The following is a 14,878-nucleotide window of genomic DNA, read 5'->3' as shown; positions in this document are numbered from 1 at the left end:
AAATGGCTACACCCGCCGCGCAGTAATAACTTCAACTTCGAAGGGCATGTCGACGCATTTCTCTGCGCTTTGCGAGCGATCAAAGAGCTCGCTGAGCTCTGATAAGATTGCTTTCTTGCCCTTGTTGCCAATTGCCTTTTGGATGGTTGTGAAGGAGAGCGCTTGGTTTTTGAACCTTTCCCAATCGATGATTTCACTAAAGAGAAACGTATCGCGCCGGACATCCTCCAGGGCACCCTCGGCCTGTAAATCAGCTAAAATGTCAAACTCGAAGTAGCCCCCCTCAGGCTTGGAGCTCCGGTGACGGTCGTAGCTCGGAAGGGCTCTCTCGATGATCGACAAAAAACGATCCGCGAAAGAGCTTCCCCTGTCATACGGCTGATATTGAATGAGCGCGAGCACGCCGTTCTTTTGAAGAACGCGGCGGACCTCTTGAAAAAAGAGAGGGCGATCAAATCGGTGGATAGCGCTGGCGGCTGCGATCAGTTGGACTGAGGCGTCCTCGGCCGGAAGGCTCTCGGCGACGCCATTTGCATAGGTGATCGGCATTTGACCAGGCGTGGAAGTTTCGGCGTGCCGTCGCATATCGTCGTTCGGTTCAAGTGCGAGCACCCTGAAGCTAGAACCGAAAACAGCTGCCAAGCTTCGGGTAAAGAGTCCTGTTCCAGCTCCCACTTCGATAATGTTTCCGCCGACAGAGCTGGACAACATACTCCGGAGTTGTTTTGCAACGCGTGGCGGGTATTCCGGGCGGAAGTGGTAAAGGTGTCCCAGTCCGTCGAAATTGCTCCAAGGCCTGCACTCTCGTGCGGTGTGTTCCGAGTCCATTCTATTACTCTCCAGATGCGGGCGTGCAACCTTTCGAGGGGCACTCTTCGTTCGCTGAACGCCTGTTCCCGATCGGCCTCATTAAATGTGGTTTGGAGATGAGCCTGAGACGGAATGTCACCAGTGATTGCCCGGAGTTTCTGCGGGATGCGTTTGATCATTCGAGCATTCATGTGATCAAGAAGGGCAACGCGCTCTACGTTAGCAAGAGGCACTCTCGGGCATGGGAGGAACCAGAAACCAAATAGGTTTGAAACGGCATCCCATCGGCCGCGCGAATTAAGGCTGCTCGTCACGTCCTTGGCCGAGGGAACCGTCACGTGGGGTGCCAAGCGCGAACACACAGTCACCTATTTTCGTTTTGGCCGGAGCACGCCGGGCGAGAATCGTGCCTCCTTTTTCGAAGGTGATCGTTTCAGGAACACGCCAGGGCACTTCCGGGAAATGAATCCGCCCTGCTATATCTCCTTCCTTTACTGCATCACCAAGCTTAGCAAATGCCTCGAAGACACCAGCTTCCGTCGCATAGAGCAAATCGTGTGCAGGTTGCCTAAGATAGAATTGCGTTGGTGGTGCGGGCTCGCCGCTATCGTCGCCTACGAGGACGCCGGCATGGCGCAACAAGCGGGGCAGGCCGCGTTCAGCGGCTCTATAGGCCTCAACCGAAAAGGCCGCTGCGCCACCTAACTCCGTCGACATATGGCACACACTATGCTTCCGACAGGATCCAAGCAAAAGCTGTTCATCTCCCGTAAGGCCCTCAATTAAAATGCTGTTGGGCATCGCGAATGCTTCGAGGAACCCGAGAGCTTCTTTCCGAAGCGCTGGCTCCGCTGGTGCGACAAGGTGGGCGGCGGGGATGTACTCCAAAGAATAGCCCCCAGAGTGGAAATCAAAGCAGTAACGAACCATTGGTAGCAGGACAGTATCTATGTAGTGAGCAATCATCTGGGTCGGCGTACCGTCTGCATTTCCAGGAAAGAGACGGTTGAGGTTTCCTCCATCGATTGGCGAGACCCTCTGACCAGCCATTACCGCGGGTGCATTAACGCCTGGTAGAATGATGAGCCGCCCGCAAACCTGTCGAGGAGAGACATTGCGCAGAAGATTCATGAGCAAAACTTGCCCCTCATATTCGTCGCCGTGATTGCCTGCCATCAGAAGAACACTTGGACCATCGCCATTCTTGACCACAGTGATTGGCACTGGAATCCAGCCGTAGGCAGACTCCGTCGTCGAATGGGGCACGTGCAGGTACCCGTGTGCTATGCCATCAACCTCAAAATCAATATCTGTGCTAATTCGACTTTTCTGGCTCATTAGTGACCCTCCGGACTGAAGTTTAAGCTCCGCGTAAGGGTCAGACAAAGGCTCTTGCCAGGCACCAATGGACCCTGTCGCAATCAGCGGCCCCGACGTGTAGCCTCTCAGCATGAATCGGAGCGCATTCCGTGATCAATAAGGCAAGCGCTTCGCCAACGTGATCTCGGTGACATATGGAACATCTAGCCAACCGTCAGTGCTGCCAAAGAGGTCGAGAATATCGCGCAATGCCTTCAAAACCGCGCCTTCACCGCTGTTCGCAAGAGCTCTCCTTGTGTGACTGGTAGAGAGGCTCAACGATTCAAATTCTGATTTCGAAAGAGTCCTGTTCCACTTCCAGGACGCTTGGCGAACGCCCTGGAAATCGCTGTGTCGCGCGAGATCGGTTGCAAATGTCTCTTCCACAAAGCCGCCAAACCGATCAGGAAACGTACCCCTACGATAGCCTGGTACAAACTCCTCGTGAAACTCCTCATAAGCGTCGAGGAATGGGCTGTCCCACCAGCGCCGTTTGTTTTGCACTATTGCAATGACACCGTCGGAGGACAGCACTCTCGCGACTTCGTCATAAAACTTTGGCAGGTCGAACCAATGGGCTGCTGATGCGGCGCTAGCCAGAACAGCCGCGTTATTGCTAACTGGCAGGGCTTCAGAACAACCAGCTACAAATTCGATATTCGGATACAATGCCGATGCGCGGATCGCCTGATGCCGCATATCATCATTCGGTTCGATCCCCAATATTCTATCAGCTTCCCGGAGAGCGCCAGCGATGCGGCGGGTGAATATGCCTGTGCCGCAGCCGACATCAATGGCGAGCCTGGGCTCCCGTGAAGGCGGAAGTGCTTCCAACATCCAGTTCGCGGCAGCATTCGGATAGTCCGGTCTCGTGGCCTGGTAGCGACCCGCCGCGCCGGTATAGATCGCCCAATTTGGAAACTCTTCACTGATTCCTGTCGAAACTTGCGTCATCTCTCGAACCCCATTGTAGATATCTGCCTGCATCAAAGGGACGCACGAAAGGAAAACAGGCATAACGACCGCCTCAACGAATTCATGCGCTCCGCGATTTAGGGCAAACCTTGTCACTGAGCGCGATCGGTTCAAGTTGCTTGATGTGAAGAGCATGTAGACCAGCCCCAGGAATGTCGAAGATCTCTCCATAGGGTTGGAATCCATGATCTTGATAGAACCGGGCGGCAGACGTTCTGGCATAGCACCACACAGAGGCACCTTTCCGCCTGTTGACTTCGGCGAATCCTTGTTCGAGCAACTGCCCACCAACACCGCGGTTCTGCATTTCGGGCTTGGTGGCCATGCCGCGAAGCCGCCAGCTTTCACCGCGTCCCACGAAGGCGTTGTCTGATGACTCTATCAAAAACGAGACGACCGAAACCAGCCGGTTGGCGTAAAAGGCCCCCATATGAAAGAAGTCAGACGTTGGGGAAAACGGGAAGCGCCAGTTCTTTTCTCCTGGCCGGAGTACACTTCGCCTCAATTCCTCGCCATCTTCCAAAGAGATGAGCCGAACCTCTACCTCCAAATTAGCCACTCTGTCCTGAAAGACGCCGGCTATCGGTTCTAACATCATTTTCTTCTCTCCATGGTTGCGATGTTCATTGCACCACTAGGAGAGGGCGCGGCGAATTCTCGAAATCGCTTGTTCTAGGACCGAGCGCGTCTCAGGGTTCCCGATGCCAATTCTGATTCCTTCTGGTGGTATCCAGCCGTCACGGGCATAGGAGGCACTGATTGCAACCTGAACACCGTGCTCAAGAATTTCAGCGGCGATCCCGCTGCTTGATACGCCTTTCAGCGGTATCCAAACGTGAAGGCAACCTGGGTCACTGGCGAGCGGCGTCCCCCTGAGCCCGCTTACGACAAGCTGATGACGCGCCGCGAGTTCGACTTTTACGGCGGCAAGTATTTTTAGGTCCTCGCCACTCGAAATCAGTTCAGCCATAAGAGCTGCGCTCACGGGGGACGCCATCCAGTATGTTGCCCGAACGCCGGGCCAGAAAGCCCGCGCGGCTTCAGTGCCATTCGGCGCGACGACGAATGCCAGCTTTAGACCCGCTGAAAAGCTCTTTGCCGTTCCGAGCAAATACCAGGAAAGCTCCGGCACGAAAGCTGAGATGGGTGGAAGCGGTGACGCGGCCAGTAAGCTATAAACATCATCTTCAATAAGTTGGACTTGGTGCCGGCGTGCGATCGCAGCAATCTCTTTCCTCCGGACGATGGACATTGTGGCCGTGGTCGGATTCTGAAATGTCGACAGCAGATATAGGGCGGCAACTCTCTCTCGTCGACAAACCTGTTCAAATGCATCGGGATTGATTCCATCCCCGTCGATTGGGACGTCTACGACCCGGATGCCATAGCGGCCTGCGAATGACCGAACTGGCGGATAGCTCAACTGTTCGACAGCAAGCGTCCGCCCGTTGCCAGCGATACTTGGAAGAAGCATGTGAATTGCTGTTTGAGTGCTGTGGGTAACAATTACTCGATCGGGATCTGGGATTTCGCCAAGGCGCCGCGCCACAAAAACCGCACCTTGCTGTCTGTCCTCTTCGGTCCCCATCCAGCGATGGGTCGCCATTAGTTCGGCCGGCGGACTCTTGGCCAGAACGCGGTTCAGGGCCTCAGACACTATCGGATTAAAGACATCAGGAACCGGAGGCGGATGATTCAGTGCGAGCCGGATCACACCGTCAGGGGAGATCGCTCTATCTGCAGTCTCTTTTGTGCTGAGGTTTGAGAGCGCTATCGCATCCATGATCAATTCCTCCAGGGCAACTATTGGTGGCAGTTTAGTTGCAGTCCTTGGCGCGATAGAGCGGGCTCGATGAGCAGGGCCAAGGCGATTGAAGCGATGACGGCAAAGCCTGTCGCGACTGGTATCGCTCTCCCGCGAATTGGTGGAACCTTGATCGCCGTGTTCACGTGAAGAACTGCCAATACGATAAACGCGATGGCGACCATGTCGGGAAATGCTGTGCATGGAACAAACGGGCGTACGAGGATCAATATCGCGATGAGTGGAGTGTCGTAGGAAACTGGGATTCCTGTGAACCGGACGTCAGCAGTAAGGCCAACACTCTCGAAATGGCTGAGCCGGATCGCACCTGCCAAAACCAGAAGCAAGCCCGCGACCAGCGACAGCACTGAGCCGTGGCCCACCAGAATGACGACCGCAGCTGGGAAAACGACGCCATGGACGAAGTCGGCAAAGCCATCGAAGCATTTTCCGAACTCTGTGGCACCCGGACGACGAAGGTGGCTCGTCTTGCGCGCCACATGTCCGTCCCAATGGTCCAGAAACCAGGTCCAAAGCATTGCTGCGACGCCGAGCTCGATCTTGCCGTTGAGGGCCAGGAACAGGCCGATAACGGCAAACAGATAGGCGAGGGCCGTGATGGCATTCGCGTAGTCACGCAGATACCAGATCATCGCCTTGCTCCTGCTGGCAGCGAGATGGAAGTTGCCGTGCGATGTGCGCCGCCCGTCGGAAGTGCAAAAATCTCCTCCGCCAAGCGCAGATCATCTTCGTTATCAATCTCGAACCAGCGGGTATCGCTGCAATCCGCGGCCGAAAGCTGCAGCTCTCGAGTCTCGACAAGAGGCGCGAGGATCTGCTCGACATAGGCCTTATGGTGCCCGCTCTCCACAGCCCGGTGCAGTGCCGGCACCAGCTGTTTGCGCAACGCGTTTGCCGAAAAGCGCGTCAGGTTGATCGTCTTGAAAAGGCCCCGAGCTTGCGCGTTGACGGGCGTCTGATTCATGATGAAGGTGGCCACAGAACCGTCCTCTGCAAGCTCGACCGCCGAGCCGCTCATTGATACGTTGAACGCCGCAACAGCCGCCACGCTCTGCTTTGTCGGTGAGATGGATCGAAGGGTCCTGTCTAGGACTTCGCGCTCGAAGAACACATCGCCTTCGAGAAAGATGGTGTCGCCAGCAAGCATTCTATGTCGGGCTAGCCATAGCGAATAGGCGCTACCGGTCCGATCGAAAATGGGATTGTGGACATATTTGATATCGACATTCTCGAACCGGTGACCGCAGGACTGTTCGATGGCTTCCTTGCGGTAGCCTACAACGATTGTTGCTTCGCCAATCCCGAGCTCGGAGAGCTGATGCAGCGCGTTGTGCAGCATCGGGATTCCGTTCACCCCTACCAAGGGTTTCGGAACGAATTCCGTGTAGGGGCGCAGTCTTGAGCCCATTCCTGCAGCGAGGATCACGGCCCGTGTACCATTGAGCATTTCAAAATCTCCTGGTGAGGTTCAGACTGCCGCTTGCCTGGTCTTCAGGCTGTTCAGAGTCTTGAGGACGCGTTTTAGCCCGGATTCCAGCAGGTCGAGCGGAACGCCAAAGCAGAGACGCAGGCCGTTTACGTCGCCAAAGGTGCTACCGGCAACCGACCCCACATCGGCTTCCTCCAGGAGCAATCGCGCAATATCGTCCGCGGATCGCACGGGACTTGCAGCCGGCAGAGCGGAGATAAGTCTACTCAGATCGAGATAGTAGAAGAATGAGCCTTTTACGCACGGCGTAGCCACGTCGTGCAGACCAGAGAGAATGCGAAGACCAGCGTTGCGAGCCACGATCAGGCGTTGATGCAGTTCTCGTTCAAAGCTGCCGTCATTGACTTGAAGGTGGTGTAGGACCGCGTGCTGCGCGACCACATTGGCATTCGAGGTCGTATGACTCTGCAGCTTCTTGGCTGCGGAAACGATCTCCGGAGGAGCTGCGAAATAACCTAGGCGCCAACCGGTGATCGCTAGCTCCTTGGAAAAGGCATTGACCAGGATCGTCCGCGAACGTACGCCGGGATGCGCCATAACGATCGATTCATGGCGCGCACCGGTGAAAACGAAACTGGAGTAGCATTCGTCGGAAATGATCCAGAGTTGATAGTTGATTGCGAGATCGCCGATATCTTGAAGAGTCGCTCGATCATAAACTGCGCCGGTAGGATTGTTCGGCGAGTTTATGATGATAGCCTTCGTGCGCGGTGTGACAGCGGCGCGGATTGCGGTGATATCGGGAATATAAGTCGGGGGTCTGGCATTAACGAAGACGGGCTTTGCGCCGGCGAGCAGAACTTGGGATGCGAATGTCGGCCAGCAGGGGCTGATGACAATAGCCTCATCACCCGGATTGAGTACCGCCAAGGCAGCGTCGAGCAATCCCTGCTTTGCGCCCGCAGTGACAACAATGTCATCCGTATTCCAGCCGATTCCTGTTTCCGCCGACAGCTTTTCGGCAATGCCCTTGCGAAGCGGCCTCAGGCCGATAGAATCGGTATAGCGGTTCGTTCCGGCATTGATGGCGGCAATTGCTCCTTCCCGTATCGATGATGGTGGCTCAACGATGACTTCGCCGGCCGCTAGATCGATGATCTTACGGCCAGTCGCGGCAGCTGCCTTAGCCGCCTCACGGGCGGCGCCAGTGCCCGAACCTGAAAGCAAAGACATCCGTTGAGCCAACATGTGCGCTGCTCCCGAGCTGATTATCGAGTTTGGGAAATTGATCCGAACTGCTTGGTCGGCAGGCGATCTCCTTGCCGACAATGCAGCCCAGATCACTTGCGGATGAGCGCAGCGCTTCTGCGAACGATGTGTCAGCGCGTCGATCAGGGCCCTTGGCAAGTAGATTGTGGTTGATGTTGCATCACGAACACCTGCAGGTGAGTTGAGACTAACCCGACGTTCATCAATCAATGAGTGACACGCTTCTGTCGTCTAGATCAATTGCTAACGTTGGTAGTTGACCGCAGCGCAAATTGTTGCCAATGGCTACGCGATTGGAGCGGCAACCGTGGCTAAGCCGTCGCAACAACAAGATGTTCGATCGTTGATGCTAAAAAGCCCATGCGCCCTGAGTTCATCGCGCTGCTTCGAGTTCGATGATTTGCAATCATTTGCGCGTTCTCGAGGCTCCGCGCCGAGCTCTAATCCCTAAGATTCTTGGTTTCTGAACCCCTCGGCTGCTAAGAGCGTTCTAGGGAAATTGGGTCATGCGTTGCGCGAGCCATTTTGCGATAGCCCACGAAGGTCCGTCGTTGACGGTTGGCCTGTTTTCTCCAATTGGAAATCCGGTCCGAAGGTGCCACCGCGACGTGGCTTGAGCGTCGCGACGCTTTCAGGTCCAATCAGGCGTTTCGTCGGGGCGGCTCCAGGATGCAGCAGATCTAGACGTACTGTGCTGAAGAAGAGATAGGCACGGTCGGATGATGTCGACGCGACAATCAGGCGCGTGGGGAGTGTTTATGTGTCTTGATCCAAACAATGAGCCGCCCGATCTGCATTTTTTGTGCGCTCAAAAAAGGTCTGGAAATTCGAGGCCAAACAATCCAGTGAACGGGGCAACTGGTGCCCTATCTATTGAAGTGCCTCGGCGACGATCTCTAGACACGCTGCGCTCGCGCGCACCACGCTAGCGTAGCCTGTTTTATGGTAGGGGGGGCCATTGAGTGTTAGTTGCTATTCAGCCAGTCGGTTCTGGCTAACTGGCGGTTGTTGTTGGAGTTTCTCTTGAGCGGACCTCCGCTGATATTCAACTACCAAATCGTCTCTCTGCCAGAGCAATAGAGGAGCCCAATAAAATAAGACCAACACCAAGCCACATCAGCGGTGTGGGAAATTCGGCAAACCACGCCCAACCAATTGTCAGACTTGCCGGTAAGTTGATAAAGTCGACTTGAGCGCCGCGGCCCAGACGCGCCAGAGCGTAAGCCCTCGTCAGGGCGACCTGCACCAGCATCCCCAAAGCACCGATAAGGAACAGCAAAGGCCAGACGCCTGGCGCTGGCCATATCCTTCGAGGAAGTGCCAGGGGCAGGCCATTGCAGAGCTCCAGAGCAAGAAACCTAGCGCTATCCGCTCAGGCGTCTCCATGCCAGAGATGCGTTTGACCATCATCGCCGACCCACTGGCGAGGGCCGCGCCAACTAGGCCGACGACAATCCAAACCGTCATGTTGCTGACGCTCGGTTGGACTATGGCAAGCATGCCCAGGAAGCCAAAGGTCAGCCCGATGATTGGCGTGACGCCTTGCCGCTCCTTCAAGATGAATGCGGATAATAGCAATGACCAGATAGGGGACGTGTAAAAGATAGCGGAAACAGCAGCTAATGGAAGTTTTGATGTGCAAAGAACGAATATTGCAGAATTCGCGTGTCCGCAGAGAGATCTACCAAAATACGCCTTGGTCAAGAAGAATCGCAGATTGGATGTGCGGCTTCTCGGCAGAATAAGTAAAAAAATGGGATCGACAACACGCTACGCCGAACGGAAACCTCCGAGGGCGGGATTGTGAGCGTGACGCTCTTGATGAGCGAAGACATTGTAACGAACATCAGGCTCGAGCAGGCAAGATAGAGTATGCCTCTAAGCTCCGCATCGCGCATCATTTGCACCGAGCCAGCTCAAGGGCTTAGAGAGATCGACAAGTAAGCACGAAAATAACACCTGCGGTTGTTATGGCGTTCGCCTGGTCCCAAAGGAATTCAACCATTGGAACGTCACCTATTCCGCAGCTCATTCGGCACGCCGAAGTCTTTCGCCCTTGCGAAGATGCGCTCCGCGATGCGCAAATCTTCGGTGCTGTCGATTTCGTACCACCTGAGATCGTCGCAACGCGCCGTGGCGAGCTGTAGGCCACGCCTTTCCACCAGATAGGCGAAAAGCTCCTCGGTACAGGCCTGCGTAGCTCCGGAGCCGATGATATCATCAAGAGCTGGAACGATCATTGCCCTGAGGGTCATCGCCGAGAACCGTAGCAGGTTCAGCGTCTTGAATAGTCTTGGACCATCCGCGGTAAGCTTTGCTGAGGTGTGCTTCATGCGGAAACCTGAGATGAAGCCGCGATCCGACAATAGAACCGCCGACCCTTGCATCAATGCATTGAAGGGGACGACTGCAGCCACATCGGTCGCCTCTCCGAACAACAGGTAGCGCAACGCATCCTCCTCGAAGAAAACGTCGCCCTCGAGAAGAAAGCAGTCTCCGGAAAGAAGCGCGTCCCGCGCCAGCCATAGGGAATAGGCGCTGCCCGTACGGTCGAAGACGGTCGACTCGACATACTTGATTTCAAGCTCGCCAAAGCGGCTGCCACAGGCATATTGAATGGCGTCCTTCCGGTAACCAACGACGATCGTCACCTCCTCGACGCCGACGGACTCTAGGTTGCGCAGAGCGTTGTGAAGGATCGGAGTTCCGTTGACCTTGACCAGCGGCTTCGGGCGTAGATCGGTCAGCGGACGGAGACGGGAGCCCAGACCGGCCGCGAGAATGACGGCTTTCTTGGGAACGTTGGCCATTTCATTCGGCTTAATCGCCACGGTGTATCGAGCCTTCATTCCCGCGCGTTGAAGCCTTGGTCGAGCAGCCTCCGTCGTTTATGGCTGTTATAGCGCGTGAAGTCTGCCGGAATTCATGGAAATGCGATTCCACGACTCGAAGGAGACCAATGATGGTCCTCGCCAGTCGTTCTCCGAACGAGAATGAGCTCGTGGCTGTTCGTCGGTCCGCGAGCCAAGTTCCGGCAGGGTTGCACAGTGCGGCTGCGTAGGGGCTGTTGCGTGTTTTGACGATACCTCCATGTAACGAGGGCACACGAATGCTCCTTTCGAGCTTGCAGTGGAGAGCCTGACAACAGGGAACGACCGCGCATGGTAAGCCAGTCAGACTGAGTATTGAGTTGTGTGGATGAGAACCTATTGCCGTAGGTGAGGAGAGTGCAGGTATCGCGCTTCCGCGCTGGCGAGTTCGTCGTATCTCAACAAATCGAAGACCTCGTCGAGCGTGGCGACATCTGGCTCAATGCCGGCAATGCCTTCCTCAGCGATAATGCGGCCGCAGACGTGCCGCATTGCCGCGATCGCAGCTCGCATGGAGTGATTGGCCCAGATCACGGTGGAGATGCCAGCGTTACGGTATTCCGAGGCCGGCGTTCGGTAGTATTTCGTTGGAACGATCACGACCGGTAGACGATTCTGCCAGGAACTCGCGAACGAGAGTATCTCATCCGCCGTGCTCTTACGCGAGTGAATGAGGATCGCGTCGGCTCCCGCCGCGGCGTAAGCGCTAGCGCGTAACAATGCTTCGTCCATTCCATGGCCGGCGATCAGGGCTTCGATCCGAGCCACGAGGACCAAGTCTTCCGCCACTGTATCCTTCACTGCCTGCAGACGTCCGGAGAATTCATCTATATCGGCGAGCGGATGCCGATCCCCAACGAGCGAGTTCATCTTCGGAAAACAGCTGTCCTCAAGCGCGAGGCCGGCAGCGCCGCGCTCGCGGAGTTTCCGTGCCAGCAGGCGTGCATTGTTGAAATTTCCGAAGCCGCCATCACCGTCAACGAGCACGGGCAGTTTGGTCGAGTCGACGATCCGCTCGACCGCGTCGACGAGTTGGGTCCATGATGCTTCGTTGGCATCTCGGTACCCAAGAGAGCAGGCGATTGATAGACCCGATGCCCATAGACCTTTAAATCCTGCGCGCTTGGCGATCGCGCCGGAGAGCGCATCGTGAGCTTCCATGAGGAAGGCGAGGTCGCGATTGGAGCAGATCTCACCGCGCAGCATTTCTGCCGATGACGAGCCAGCACATCGATCGCGGCGGTTGGCGAGAACAGACTGTGATTGCATGGCGCTTCCTTGTAGGTGCGTTTGACCGGCCGGACATTCAGGGCTTGCTCCGCCAGTTCTTGATCGAGGCAAGTCGACCGGGCATTCGCTCGGCTCAATCGATAGGTGACATGCGTCTGCCATTTAGATCAATGACTAGACTTGGCAGTTGACCGAGCCGCAAATTGTTGGCTAGCAGCTATGCTGCGGGGTTAAGCCTAACAATCATAGGACGGTGGATCTGGATGGCAGAAAATCAAAGAGGCGCATCCATTCGGCAACCGGAAATCCTACGAACCAGCAGCCTTTGCTCTGGTCAGCGTCGAGACGATCGTATCCGCCCGCTGAAGACGTCACCGGACGAGTACAGACAATTCGAGTTCGCGAGTTGCTCATGACTGTGCGACGCATCTTCCAGGACGTATCGCGATAAGGGGCTTTGATCTCCCCGTGAGCGCTGCGGATGCTGTTCAGTTACCTACCGCGCTGTCGCCGCAGATGAAGAGAGCAAAACGGAGTCCGTTCTAGGCCGCGCCTTTCTTGATCGATATCAACCAATGTACCAGATGCAGCAAACGGGACGTTGCGTTTCCGACGTATGTCGCAATGCGTCGACGCTAAGGGGACACAAATCGATCGGCCGCCCTCTATCAAGCATTTGTCCTCAAAACATGAGTGCCGATCCATCGCTGTGCCCCGAAGATGACGTTAAGTTATCCGAGCGCGAAACGGAATGCTTGCGGTTTGCGGCAGAGGGGAGATCGTCTTGGTCGATCGGGAAGGAACTGCGCATCAGTGAGCATACGATCAATTTTCATATTAAGAATGCCCGGCAAAAGATCGGCGTGAGGACCCGCGTCCAGGGTATCCTCAAGGCCGTCTCGGTCTCGTTCCAGATCCGCAAAAGTAGTGGAACATGTTCGGAGCGAGCAGCATTCGCACCGAGGTGAGCTCGGGTACCACGACTGGAGCTTTCGCGAGGCGACCTCAAGTCCTGGGAGTGCTGTGGGGATCGCATCATACGAGTCTTGACGACTAGCTCGCTCGACCATGGCCGACAACCGCCTTCGTGCGCGACGCCAGCAGCGTCGCACTGGCGTTCTCGTGCCAGCAGGGTACATTGTGGAATTGCCGAGGCGGCATCACCGTCGACGCGAGCAGGCGTTCGCTCGAGGCCACGAACCGCTCGACGACCGCGCGAGTTGGCTCCATGAGGCTTGGTTGGCATCTCGGTAGCCAAGACAGCAGGCAATTGCTAGGCCTGACGCCGACGTCCCTTTTCCGCACGTCTGCCTATCGCGCCGGAGAGCGCATCGTGAGCATCCATGAGGAAGGAGACGCAGCGATTGGAGCAGATCCCATCGCGCAGCATTTCTGCAAGCGATGAGCCAGCGCATCGGTCGGGGCGTTTGGCGAGAACAGACTGTGGTTGCATGCCGATTCCGTGTAGGTGCGTTTGACCGGTCGGACGTTCAAGAGGCTCCGCCAGTTCTTTGATCGAGGCAAGTCGATCGGGGCAATTGCGCGGCTCAATCGACATGTGACATCCGTCGTCATCTAGCAGGCTGTTGAAGAACTCAGTCGCGTTCGCAAACGAAGGCTGAATCGTCGCCATCGTGTATGTAGAAGTGGCCGACGAGCCTGCCCGCAGTGCCGATCATAGCCCATCCGCGACCGCAGGACGGATCATTCTCGTCGTGCCCTTCCCATGAGAACTCGGCGCAGGCCGATCCGTCGCGGGTGTCGTAGCGCACGTCCAGGAAGCCCTTGAGAGCCCCAAAGGCGATTTCGCCATCGGATTTACCCTGGAAGGTGAGATGCGCCTCTTCGACGAGATCGAGGAAGTCGCTGTCCCAGACGTCCATCTCGACGATGCGCCAGCGGCCGGCAAAGGCCTTGGCGAAGCCGGGCACCTTGGCCATCAGCCGGTCTCCGCGATCAGCTTGGGCAGCCGCACCAGATTGTAGGCGGTGGCAGCGAAGGTAAAGGCCCATCCGACGCGCTCACGACCACGGAACCTGGTCTTCTCTTGCCCGGCGACCGTCTTGATCCAGCCGAATGCCTCCTCGATGCGCTTGCGGATGCGCTGGCTGACGGCATAGCCGCCGTGCCGGGTCGTCCGTCCGTCAATCGTAGAGCTACGGCCGCTGATGTTCTGCGCAACATGCGGCGTCACGTTCATCGAGCGCAGCTCGTTGACGAAGTCTTCTGCGTCGTAGGCTTTGTCGGCGCCAAGCGTGATCGCTGTCGGTCGGTCGGCATAGGGCTCGATCATGTGCAGCGCGGCCACCCGTTCGGCATGCCCGTCGGCCTGCGTCAGGCAGGCGTCGACCAGCAGGCCGTGGCGGTTCTCCATCAGCCCGTGCCCGATGAAGCACAGCTTCGTCTCCTTGCCTTTGCCCTTGCGGTAGAGCCTGGCGTCCGGATCTGTGGTCGAAGCATGGGTGTCGTTCGAGCGTGTCTGGCCGTGGAAGTCCGCCTCGGCATTGCGCCCGCCGCCCGGCGCTGGCGGCTCGCCCGAGCCGTCCTTGGGTTTGACGCTCTTCATCGAGGCCCAGGCTTCGATCAGCGTGCCGTCGACGGAGAAGTGATCGCTCGACAGAAGCCTCTTCACCTTGGGCTGCGCCAGCACCGCCGCCAGGAACTTGGCCGCGATGTCGCCTTCCAGCAGCCGGTCGCGGTTCTTCGAGAACACCGAATGGTCCCACACCGTGTCGTCGACGCCGATTCCGACGAACCAGCGGAACAACAGGTCGTATTCCAGCCGCTCCATCAAAAGCCGCTCCGAGCGGATCGAATAAAACGCCTGCAACAGCATCGCCCGCAGCAGCTTCTCCGGCGGGATCGACGGCCGCCCAATCGGCGAATAGAGCGGGGCAAACTCGAGCTCCAGCGCCGACAGTGCCTCGTTCACAATCGTCCGGATCGCTCGTAGCGGATGATCACGCCGCACCCGCGCCTCCAGGTCAACGTAGCTGAACAGCTCGCCCGTTCGATTGTCGCCGCCGCGCACGCACCATCTCCGAATCTCGTCGGAGCCAATGAATCACGGTCGCCGGTCGGCGGCGAGCGCCTTTTTCAACAGCCTGCTAG

The 14,878-nt window shown here is 56.9% G+C and carries 14 protein-coding genes; 1 reads left to right on the top strand and 13 read right to left on the bottom strand.

Going from position 1 to position 14,878, the window contains the following annotated elements; translation table 11 throughout:
* Positions 1 to 6: 6 nt before the first annotated feature.
* The 11 genes from QA643_RS28020 to aepX form a co-directional block, all read right to left on the bottom strand.
* A complete protein-coding gene (locus QA643_RS28020; protein WP_283028949.1) occupies positions 7 to 828 on the bottom strand; it encodes a class I SAM-dependent methyltransferase in 822 nt (273 codons plus the stop codon).
* Between the two features lie 279 nt (positions 829 to 1,107).
* A complete protein-coding gene (locus tag QA643_RS28015) occupies positions 1,108 to 2,148 on the bottom strand; it encodes a succinylglutamate desuccinylase/aspartoacylase family protein (protein WP_283028948.1) in 1,041 nt (346 codons plus the stop codon).
* Positions 2,149 to 2,283: 135 nt separating this feature from the next.
* Positions 2,284 to 3,156 carry a class I SAM-dependent methyltransferase gene (locus QA643_RS28010; protein WP_283028947.1) on the bottom strand — a complete coding sequence of 291 codons (873 nt, stop codon included), beginning with the start codon at positions 3,154 to 3,156 and terminating at the stop codon, positions 2,284 to 2,286.
* Positions 3,157 to 3,205: 49 nt separating this feature from the next.
* Complete coding sequence (locus tag QA643_RS28005) at positions 3,206 to 3,742, bottom strand: GNAT family N-acetyltransferase (RefSeq protein ID WP_283028946.1); 537 nt, start codon at positions 3,740 to 3,742, stop codon at positions 3,206 to 3,208.
* A 36-nt stretch (positions 3,743 to 3,778) separates the two neighbouring features.
* Complete coding sequence (locus QA643_RS28000) at positions 3,779 to 4,927, bottom strand: PLP-dependent aminotransferase family protein (RefSeq protein ID WP_283028945.1); 1,149 nt, start codon at positions 4,925 to 4,927, stop codon at positions 3,779 to 3,781.
* Positions 4,928 to 4,947: 20 nt separating this feature from the next.
* The gene (locus QA643_RS27995) at positions 4,948 to 5,601 is read right to left on the bottom strand and encodes a CDP-alcohol phosphatidyltransferase family protein (protein WP_283028944.1); all 654 of its coding nucleotides are present in this window, start codon (positions 5,599 to 5,601) and stop codon (positions 4,948 to 4,950) included.
* Positions 5,598 to 6,416, bottom strand: coding sequence for a phosphocholine cytidylyltransferase family protein (locus tag QA643_RS27990; protein ID WP_283028943.1), 819 nt, complete (start codon positions 6,414 to 6,416; stop codon positions 5,598 to 5,600). Before QA643_RS27990 ends, QA643_RS27995 begins: the two co-directional genes overlap by 4 nt.
* 21 nt (positions 6,417 to 6,437) lie before the next feature.
* The gene (locus QA643_RS27985) at positions 6,438 to 7,646 is read right to left on the bottom strand and encodes an aminotransferase class I/II-fold pyridoxal phosphate-dependent enzyme (RefSeq protein WP_283028942.1); all 1,209 of its coding nucleotides are present in this window, start codon (positions 7,644 to 7,646) and stop codon (positions 6,438 to 6,440) included.
* 1,066 nt (positions 7,647 to 8,712) lie between these two features.
* Positions 8,713 to 8,946 carry a hypothetical protein gene (locus QA643_RS27980; RefSeq protein WP_283028941.1) on the bottom strand — a complete coding sequence of 78 codons (234 nt, stop codon included), beginning with the start codon at positions 8,944 to 8,946 and terminating at the stop codon, positions 8,713 to 8,715.
* 733 nt (positions 8,947 to 9,679) lie between these two features.
* Positions 9,680 to 10,477: a phosphocholine cytidylyltransferase family protein gene (locus QA643_RS27975; protein ID WP_283034956.1), complete on the bottom strand. Its 798-nt coding sequence runs from the start codon at positions 10,475 to 10,477 to the stop codon at positions 9,680 to 9,682.
* A gap of 396 nt (positions 10,478 to 10,873) precedes the next feature.
* Positions 10,874 to 11,743, bottom strand: a complete 870-nt coding sequence (gene aepX / locus QA643_RS27970) for a phosphoenolpyruvate mutase (RefSeq protein WP_283028940.1) — start codon at positions 11,741 to 11,743, stop codon at positions 10,874 to 10,876.
* 599 nt (positions 11,744 to 12,342) lie between these two features.
* On the opposite strand from aepX, the gene QA643_RS27965 reads away from it, so the two are divergent.
* Entirely contained in the window at positions 12,343 to 12,735 is a 393-nt protein-coding gene (locus tag QA643_RS27965; RefSeq protein ID WP_349253238.1) for a helix-turn-helix transcriptional regulator, read from the top strand.
* A gap of 627 nt (positions 12,736 to 13,362) precedes the next feature.
* Here the strand turns inward: QA643_RS27965 and QA643_RS27960 are convergent.
* The gene (locus tag QA643_RS27960; protein ID WP_283028636.1) at positions 13,363 to 13,707 is read right to left on the bottom strand and encodes a hypothetical protein; all 345 of its coding nucleotides are present in this window, start codon (positions 13,705 to 13,707) and stop codon (positions 13,363 to 13,365) included.
* Complete coding sequence (locus QA643_RS27955; RefSeq protein WP_283028657.1) at positions 13,707 to 14,798, bottom strand: IS5 family transposase; 1,092 nt, start codon at positions 14,796 to 14,798, stop codon at positions 13,707 to 13,709. Before QA643_RS27955 ends, QA643_RS27960 begins: the two co-directional genes overlap by 1 nt.
* Between the last annotated feature and the right edge of the window lie 80 nt (positions 14,799 to 14,878).

Source organism: Bradyrhizobium sp. CB3481 (genome assembly GCF_029714305.1).
GTDB lineage: Bacteria > Pseudomonadota > Alphaproteobacteria > Rhizobiales > Xanthobacteraceae > Bradyrhizobium.
The sequence above is the reverse complement of the archived record's forward strand: the minus strand, read 5'-3'. Positions and strand labels throughout refer to the sequence as shown.